General features: G+C 73.9%; 7 protein-coding genes and 1 pseudogene. All 8 read left to right on the top strand.

Translation table 11 applies throughout. The features are described from left to right. Positions 1-357, top strand: a pseudogene (locus NW895_RS25470) (hypothetical protein); the annotation flags it as partial. Between the two features lie 25 nt (positions 358-382). Continuing rightward, positions 383-808: a phage tail protein gene (locus tag NW895_RS25465; RefSeq protein ID WP_289938311.1), complete on the top strand. Its 426-nt coding sequence runs from the start codon at positions 383-385 to the stop codon at positions 806-808. A gap of 58 nt (positions 809-866) precedes the next feature. Further along, entirely contained in the window at positions 867-1,589 is a 723-nt protein-coding gene (locus tag NW895_RS25460) for a LysM peptidoglycan-binding domain-containing protein (protein ID WP_289938310.1), read from the top strand. Then, on the top strand, positions 1,586-3,412 hold the full coding sequence (locus tag NW895_RS25455; RefSeq protein WP_289938308.1) for a VgrG-related protein: 1,827 nt from the start codon (positions 1,586-1,588) through the stop codon (positions 3,410-3,412). The genes NW895_RS25460 and NW895_RS25455 overlap by 4 nt, the downstream gene beginning before the upstream one ends. A gap of 44 nt (positions 3,413-3,456) precedes the next feature. Further along, a complete protein-coding gene (locus NW895_RS25450; protein ID WP_289938307.1) occupies positions 3,457-3,774 on the top strand; it encodes a PAAR domain-containing protein in 318 nt (105 codons plus the stop codon). Further along, entirely contained in the window at positions 3,774-4,196 is a 423-nt protein-coding gene (locus NW895_RS25445) for a GPW/gp25 family protein (RefSeq protein WP_289938306.1), read from the top strand. The genes NW895_RS25450 and NW895_RS25445 overlap by 1 nt, the downstream gene beginning before the upstream one ends. Continuing rightward, on the top strand, positions 4,196-6,157 hold the full coding sequence (locus tag NW895_RS25440) for a putative baseplate assembly protein (RefSeq protein WP_289938336.1): 1,962 nt from the start codon (positions 4,196-4,198) through the stop codon (positions 6,155-6,157). Before NW895_RS25445 ends, NW895_RS25440 begins: the two co-directional genes overlap by 1 nt. Next, positions 6,154-6,717, top strand: a complete 564-nt coding sequence (locus NW895_RS25435) for a phage tail protein (protein WP_289938305.1) — start codon at positions 6,154-6,156, stop codon at positions 6,715-6,717. The genes NW895_RS25440 and NW895_RS25435 overlap by 4 nt, the downstream gene beginning before the upstream one ends. Position 6,718: the final 1 nt, after the last annotated feature.

Below are 6,718 nucleotides of genomic sequence, written 5' to 3'. Positions count from 1 at the left end.
CCCGTGGTCCGGCGCGTGACCGGTACCCCGGGCCCGGGGCCGGCGGCGGGCGGCGGGGCCGGCCGGGCGGCGCCCCCGGTGCAGCGCGCCGGCACCGCCACCGGTGCTGCCGCCCTGCCCACGGACGTACCGGTGAAGGCGGTACCGGCGCGGGGCCGGGCACGGTCGGCCCCCGTGCCGTCCACGGCATCCATCGCCGGCACGGGCGCGGACCGGCGCGCCGAGACACCGCAGGAGCCCGGTCTCGACCTGGACGACCTGGCGCGCCGCCTGCTCGACCCGGTGGCCCGGCTGCTGCGCACCGAGCTGCGGCGCGGCCGGGAACGCACGGGCCGCCCCTACGACGGACGCCGCTGAGGGCACGGAACGGAATGACGGACGAATGACGGACAGCATCTTCGCGACGAGCGTGTTCTTCCGGCTCGCGATCGGCGGCAACGACCTGGGAGCCTTCCACACCTGCTCCGGCATGGGCGCCGAGGTCGAGATGGAGACCTATGCCGAGGGCGGGAACAACGGCTTCACCTGGCACCTGCCGGGGCGCGTGACCTGGTCGAACATCACGCTCACCCGGCCGGTCACCGCCGACACGGCGAAGATCGGCCGCTGGCTCGACGAGACGCTGAAGCGGGTGGAGCCCAAGGACGGCGAGATCGTGGCGCTGAAGCCGGACCTGACCCGGATCATCAGCTGGCAGGTGTTCGGGATCGTCCCGGTGCGCTGGCAGGGCCCGTCCTTCGACCCCGCCAGCTCGCAGGCGGCGGTGGAGACCCTGGAGATCGCCCACGAGGGGCTGCGCCCTTCCTGACCCACCCCTGTGCACCGGTTCCCACGTACGTATCCGCACCCGGAGAGGAAGTCCCGGCATGTCCCCAGCGGTCCGCTCCAGCCGGGCCAGGGCCCAGCTGACCCTCAAGGAGCCCCCCGCTTCGGTCGGCGCGAAGCCCGGCGGGACGATCGCGCGGCTCGACCTGCAGTTCAACCCCTCCACCCTGCAACTGCAGAAGACCACCGAGTGGCGGCGCTCCCCGTCCCGGATGGCGGGGCAGTCCGCGCTGCCCGAGTTCGTCGGCAGCGGCCCGCGCACGCTGAGCCTCGACGTGTTCCTGGACGCCACCGCCACCCACGACAACTCCGTGGAGCAGGCGGTGGAGAAGCTGATGAAGGCGTGCGTGCCCACACCGGCCAGCCTGGGCCGCAAGAAGCCGGCGAGCCCCTGGGTGCGGTTCGAGTGGGGCACCGCGCGGACGACCTCGTTCGACGGCGTGCTGTCGAGCCTGTCGGTGACCTACACGCTGTTCGACGTGGACGGCAAGCCGCTGCGGGCCACCTGCGCGCTGTCGATCGAGGAGGCGAGCGTCGACCCGCCGGGCCAGAACCCGACCTCGGGCGCGCGCACCGCCCGCAGCACGCACACCGTGGTGGCGGGCGACAGCCTGGCCCTGCTGGCCTGGCGGGAGTACGGCGACGCGACGGCCTGGCGGGTCATCGCGGAGGCGAACGGAATCGACGACCCGATGGCGCTCGTGCCCGGCACCGAACTGGTGGTGCCCGGGCTGCGGGACGCGGGCGGTGAGGAGAAGCGGTGACCACACCCGAGGCACGGGGCGGCCGGTCGTTCGCGGCGGACCCCGTCATCGAGACGCCCGCCGAACTTCCGCAGATCTGGGCCGCCCAGCTGGTCAGCTGCGTGGTGGACGAGAACGTGGGACTGCCGGACGCGGCGGTGCTCACCTTCCGTGACCCCGACCACGAGTTCCTGAAGGCGACCGGCATCACCATCGGCACCCCGCTCAGGGTGTCGGTGGTGACCGTGTCCGGGCAGGCGCGCGAACGGCTGTTCAACGGCGAGGTGACGGCCCTGGAGGTGGACCGGGACCGCACGGGCTCGTTCACGGTGGTACGCGCCTACTCCAAGGCGCACCGCCTCCAGCGGGGCCGGAAGGTGGTGGCGTACCGGAACATGACGGCGGCGGCGATCGTCCGCAAGGTGGCCGCCGGGGCCGGGCTGGCCTGCGGAACCGTGCAGGCCGCGCCGGTCACCTACCAGCAGCTCTCGCAGGCGAACGTGTCCGACTGGGACTTCCTGCAGTACCTGGCGGGCGAGAGCGGCGCTCAGGTGCGCGTCGACGACAAGGGAGTGCTCCAGTTCACCCGGCCGCGGAAGGCGTCCGGCGCGCCCTCGCCGTCCACTCCGGCCACACGGAACCCGATGGTGCTGGAGTACGGGCGGAACCTGCTGGCGCTGCGGGCCTCGCTGTCGGCTGCGGACGGGGCGTCACAGGTGGAGGTGCGCGGCTGGGACGTCACCACGAAGCGGCCGCTGGTGGCCCGGCAGCCGTCGGTGGACAGTGACACCGTGGTGCCGGGCCTGAGCCCGGCGCTCGCCGCCCGCTTCGGCACGTCGGCGAAGCTGACCGTCACCGACACCCCGTACCGCACCCAGGCCGAGACGACGGCGGTCGCGGACGCGACGGCCGCTCAGGTCGGCGCGGGCTTCGGGGAACTGGAGGCGGTGGCCGAGGGCAATCCCCTGCTGCGGGCGGGCAAGCCCGTGGCACTCGGCAACGTCGGGCAGGCGTTCTCCGGCAAGTACACCGCGACGGCGGTGCAGCACGTCCTCGAACCGCACGGCGGGTACCGGACGACAGTGTGGGTCAGCGCCAGCCCGGACCGCTCCCTGACCGGCCTGGTGACCGGTGCCAACGCGCCGAGCCGTGGCCCGCGCATGCCGGGACTGGCGATCGGTGTGGTGACGGACGTACGCGAGCCGGGCGGTGCCGAGAGCGGCGCGGTGCGGCTGAAGTTCCCCTGGCTGGACGACACCTACGTCACCGACTGGGTGCGCACCGTGCAGTGGGGCGGCAAGGGCGGCGGGGGCGTGGTGAGTCCGGAGGTCAACGACGAGGTGCTGGTCGGGTTCGAACAGGGCCTGCTGGACAGCCCGTACGTCATCGGCGGGCTCTACAACGGCGTGGACAAGCCGTCACCCCACGACGTGCCGCTGATCGACAAGACCACCGGGAAGGTCAACCGCCGCTCGGTCGTGTCGCCTTCGGGGCACCGGGTGGAGCTGCTGGACGCGCGGGCTCCGGGCCCGTCCGGACTGCGGCTCCGGACCGGTGACGAGCGCCTTGAGGTGTTCCTCGACGACCGGCGGGACCGGATCGAGCTGACGGTGTACGCCGGGAAGGGCCGGCAGCCCCTGACCTCCGTCCTGCTCGACGCCAAGGGCATCACCCTGGACGCGGGGCGGGGCGACGTGAGCGTGTCGGGCCGGAACGTGGACATCAACGGCAGGGCCGGGGTGAAGATCGGCGGCCGTTCGGTGAGCGTCACCGGCAGTTCGGACGTCACCGTCGACGGCGGTCTGCTCGGCGTCCTCAAGGCCAAGCTCATCCGGATCAACTGACCCCTGTCCGCCGTCCCCGACCGTCCGTAAGGAGCAACCACCGCATGCCAGCCGCAGCCCGTACCGGTGACCCCACCAACCACGGCGGTCGGATCACCACCCCGCCGCCGGGCGCCGCCGCGCGGGTGGCGACCGTGCTGATCGGCGGCCGCCCCGCCGCCGTCGTGGGCAGCCTGCACGTCTGCCCGATGCCACCGCACGCGGCCACGGGGCCGGCCAACGTGATCCTGCCGAACCCGGCGGCGCTCGCCTCCGGCCAGGTGCTCATCGGCGGGTTGCCGGCCGCGCGGGCCCGCGACCAGTCCGCGTGCGGCGCGATGATCCTGACCGGCGCACCGAACGTCCTGATCGGCGGCGTGTGATGAGCGAGAGGTTCATCGGCCGCGGCTGGGCGTTCCCGCTGCGGGTCGGGCCGACCGGCGGGATCGCCATGGTCGAACGGCACCGGGAGATCGAGGAGGCGATCCGCCTCGTACTCGGCACCGCGCCCGGCGAGCGCCCCATGCGCCCCGAGTTCGGCTGCGGTATCCACGACTACGTCTTCGCCCCCGGCGACGGCGCCACCGCCGGACGCGTCGCGCAGCAGGTGCGCGAGGCCCTGGAGCGGTGGGAACCGCGCATCGCGGTGGACGACGTGGTGGTGGCCTTCGACGCCGTCGAGGCCGGCACGCTCTACATCGACGTGCACTACACGGTGCGTTCCACCAACGACCGGCGAAACCTGGTCTTTCCCTTCTACACGATCCCCTCCGACGAGGGGGCCGAGGAATGGGGCGCCGACTGATGGCCCTGCCCTCCCCCAACCTGGACGACCGGCGGTTCCAGCAGCTCGTCGACGAGGCGAAGCGGTACGTGCAGCAGCGCGCCCCGGAGTGGACCGACCACAACGTCTCCGACCCGGGCGTCACCCTGATCGAGACGTTCGCCTACCTCGTGGACCAGTTGCTGTACCGGCTGAACCGGGTCCCGGACAAGAACTACACCGCGTTCCTCGACCTGTTGGGCATCCGGCTGTTCCCGCCGGCCGCGGCCCGGGCCGACGTCGACTTCTGGCTGTCGGCGCCGCAGCCCGACACGGTGACGCTGCCCGCGGGCACCGAGGTGACCACCGCACGCGGCGAGAGCGACGAGGCCGTGGTGTTCACGACCGCCGAGGAACTGCGCATCGTGCCCAGCGAGTTGACGCGGCTGGTGACCGCGCCCCGCACCGGTGAACAGACCGACCGGACCAGGACGCTCGCCGAGGGCCGCGACGTCCCCTGCTTCCAGGCGGCACCGGAGCCGGGCGACGCGCTGCTGTTCGGCCTGCCGACGGCGGTACCGCGCTGCGTCGTCGCGGTGCGCCTGGACAGCCGCGTGGAGGGCATCGGCGTCGATCCGCGCCAGCCCCCGCTGGTGTGGGAGGCGTGGACCGGCGGCGGCTGGCAGGTGTGCGAGACCGGCACGGACACCACCGGTGGCCTGAACCGGCCCGGCGAGGTCATCGTGTACGTGCCGGCCGGGCACACGGCGTCGGTGATCGGCGGGGCCCGGGCCGGCTGGCTGCGCTGCCGGGTCACCGAGGCGGAGCCGGGCCAGCCGTTCTACTCGGAGTCCCCGACGGTGCGTGAGGCGGCCGTGTTCACCGTGGGCGGCACCATGTCCGTCGAGCACGCCGAGACCGTGACCGACGTGCCGCTCGGCACCTCGGAGGGGGTCGCGGGGCAGACGTTCCGGATCGGCCGCCCGCCCGTCCTGCTCGACGGCGAACCTCCCGTGGTCGAGGTGTCCTCGGACGAGGGATGGCAGCGGTGGGAGGTGGTGGAGCACTTCGGCCGCTCCGGGCCCGCCGACCGGCACGTCCGCGTGGACGCCACCACCGGCGAGTTCGGCTTCGCCCCGGCGCTGCGCGAGCCGGACGGCACGCTGCGGCAGTGCGGCGCCGTGCCGCCCAAGGGCGCCCAGGTGCGGGTGGCCCGCTACCGCACCGGCGGCGGACCGGCGGGCAACGTCGCCCGCGGCGCGATCTCCGTGCTGCGCAGCTCCGTCCCGTACGTGGCGCGGGTCGTCAACCGGGAGGCGGCGCGCGGCGGTGTCGCGGGGGAGACCGTCGCCAACGCCAAGCTGCGGGCGCCGGACGCGCTGCGGATGCAGGAGCGCGCGGTCACCGCCGAGGACTACGAGATCATCAGCCGTCAGGCGGCGCCCTCGGTGCGCCGGGTCCGCTGTCTGCCCGCCGCGGACGGCGCGGGCGCGGTGCGGGTCCTGGTGGTGCCGGACGCGGTGGCCGACGAGGGGGACGACCGGCTCCGCTTCGAGCAGCTGATCCCCTCGGACCAGGTGCTCCGGGCGATCACCGAGAGCCTTGACAAGCGACGCCTGATCGGCACCCGCCTCGTGGTGGAACCGCCGGCCTACCAGGGCATCACCGTCGTGGCCCGGCTCACGGCGGCGCCGGGCGACACCGACCGGGTGCGCGACGCGGCACTCGCCGCGCTGTTCCGGCACCTCAACCCGCTGCACGGTGGCCCGGACGGCACCGGGTGGCCGTTCGGGCGGCCGGTGCAGTACGGAGAGGTGTTCGGCGTGCTGCAACGCGCCACCGGCGACGCGCTGGTGGAGGAGGTCCGGCTGTTCGCCGCCGACCCGATCACCGGGCGACGCGGCGCGCCGTCGGACCGTATCGATGTCGCCGCGGGCGCGCTGGTCTTCTCCTACCAGCACCAGGTGGTCGTCACGGCCGTGGATCCGGAGGCCCGGGGATGAGCCGAGCCGCCGTGCCCGGCCTGCCGAGCAGGTACCCGATCGGCGAGCAACTGCCCGCCCTGTACGCCGACGACGACTTCGCACAGCGGTTCACCGCGGGTCTCGACGTCGTCCTCGCCCCGGTGTTCGCGACCCTCGACAACCTGCACGCCTACCTGGACCCCCGGGTGACTCCGACCGACTTCCTGGCCTGGCTGGCGTCCTGGGTGGGCGCTGCCCACGACCCGCACCGGCCCGCGGAACTGCGCCGCGACGCGGTGGTCCGCGCGGTGGAGCTGCACCGGTGGCGCGGCACCGGGTACGGACTGGTCGAGGGGCTGCGGCTCGCGCTCGGCGTGCATGCCGAGGTGACCGGGGACGGAGGCGCGGCGTGGTCGCGCACCGCCGGCGCCGACCTGCCGCCGGAGCTCCCTGACGAAACCCTGGTCCGGGTGTGGCCGGGCCGCGCGGGGCGGGTGGACGAGGACCGGGTCCGCGAGATCGTCCGGGCCATGTGCCCGGTGCACACCGTCTGCCGGGTGGAGGTACTGCCCGGCCCGCCCGCCGACGAAGGGAGGTGAC

It is taken from the genome of Streptomyces sp. S.PNR 29, assembly GCF_030386795.1.
Classification (GTDB): domain Bacteria; phylum Actinomycetota; class Actinomycetes; order Streptomycetales; family Streptomycetaceae; genus Streptomyces.
This window is presented reverse-complemented; position numbering and strand designations above follow the sequence as displayed.

Coding starts and splice junctions, on each gene's coding strand:
- NW895_RS25435 (WP_289938305.1), top strand. CDS start 6,154: ATGAGCCGAGCCGCCGTGCCCGGCCTGCCGAGCAGGTACCCGATCGGC.
- NW895_RS25450 (WP_289938307.1), top strand. CDS start 3,457: ATGCCAGCCGCAGCCCGTACCGGTGACCCCACCAACCACGGCGGTCGG.
- NW895_RS25460 (WP_289938310.1), top strand. CDS start 867: ATGTCCCCAGCGGTCCGCTCCAGCCGGGCCAGGGCCCAGCTGACCCTC.
- NW895_RS25465 (WP_289938311.1), top strand. CDS start 383: ATGACGGACAGCATCTTCGCGACGAGCGTGTTCTTCCGGCTCGCGATC.
- NW895_RS25440 (WP_289938336.1), top strand. CDS start 4,196: ATGGCCCTGCCCTCCCCCAACCTGGACGACCGGCGGTTCCAGCAGCTC.
- NW895_RS25445 (WP_289938306.1), top strand. CDS start 3,774: ATGAGCGAGAGGTTCATCGGCCGCGGCTGGGCGTTCCCGCTGCGGGTC.